Origin of the sequence: Thermomonas sp. LB-4 (assembly GCF_036409385.1) — a bacterium.
Taxonomy (GTDB): domain Bacteria; phylum Pseudomonadota; class Gammaproteobacteria; order Xanthomonadales; family Xanthomonadaceae; genus Thermomonas.
In genome coordinates this window covers 1-1,286 of sequence record NZ_JAXOFT010000055.1, presented here as the reverse complement: position 1 = coordinate 1,286, position 1,286 = coordinate 1, and the positions used below count along the sequence as shown (strand labels likewise).

1 protein-coding gene is annotated in these 1,286 nt (G+C 66.7%); it reads left to right on the top strand.

The genetic code is table 11. The features are described from left to right. Positions 1-59 precede the first annotated feature (59 nt). Positions 60-1,283: an ISL3 family transposase gene (locus tag SPK54_RS13580; protein WP_330948401.1), complete on the top strand. Its 1,224-nt coding sequence runs from the start codon at positions 60-62 to the stop codon at positions 1,281-1,283. The last annotated feature ends 3 nt before the right edge of the window (positions 1,284-1,286 follow it).

The window sequence follows — 1,286 nt, the reverse complement described above, 5'->3', positions numbered from 1 at the left end:
AGGCGCACGGCCGACCGGGCAGACTTGCTGATGTCTAAGGCAACAAACTGGGGCCGGCCGTGGCCGAGGGTCATTGTATTTCCCAGCTGGGCGGCTGGGAGGGGTATCGGGTTGAGGACTGGCGGCACGAGCAGCGTGGAGGGCATCGTTGGCTGGTGCTGGAGCTGAGGCCGGCCTCTGGCGAAGCCCGCCGCTGCAGCGGCTGCGGTGAGTTCGTTGCGGCGATCCACGACCGCACGCTGCGTCGGATACGCGATCTGCCAGTGTTCGGGGCCCCGGTCGAGCTGCGCGTCGAGCGCTTGCGACTGGCTTGCCCCCGCTGCGGGCCGCGGCTGGAGCACCTTGAATGGCTGGATCCCCACTGCCGGGTGACGCGCCGCATGGCCGACAGTGTCGCCCGCCTGTGCGCGGTGACCTCGGTGCTGCATGCCGCACGTTGGCATGCCATCGACTGGAAGACCGCCAAGACCATCGACTTCCGGGCGCTGGAGCGCAGCGTGGGGCCGGTGGACCTGGACGGCATTCGCCGGCTGGCGATGGACGAGTTCGCAATCCAGAAGGGCCACCGCTACGCCACCGTGGTGGTCGACGTGGAACGCAAGCGGGTGCTGTGGGTGGGGCGGGGGCGTTCGCGGGCTGAGATCAGGCCGTTCTTCGAACTGCTCGGGCCTGCGCGCTGCGCACGCATCGAGGCCGTGGCCATGGACATGAACACGGCCTACGACCTGGAGGTGCGCCAGCACTGCCCGAACGCCCGGGTGGTCTACGACCTGTTCCACGTCATCGCGAAGTACGGCAGGGAAGTGATCGGACGCGTGCGGGTGGATGCGGCCAACCAGTTGCGCCACGACAAGCCGGCTCGCAAGGTGGTCAAACGGGCGCACTGGCTCCTGCTGCACAACCCGGAAAAGCTCAGGACGAGCGAGCAGGTGCGATTGGACGACGTGCTAGCCGCCAACCAGTCGCTAATGACGGTCTACGTGATGAAAGAACAGCTCAAGGCGCTATGGTCGGTACCGACCGCATGGGCCTGGAGGCGCGCCTGGACGCAATGGCTGCGCCATGCCCGGGAAAGCGGCATCCCGGCCCTGATGCACTTCGCCAAGTGCCTGCGTCCCTACTGGCGCGGCATCCTCAGCCGGGTCCGCTGGCCGATGCACACGGGCATCGTCGAAGGCATCAACAACCGCATCAAGGTCATCAAGCGCATGGCCTACGGCTATCGCGATGACACCTACTTCTTCCTCAAGATCCGCGCCGCATTCCCCGGAGTTGGGAGATGAACC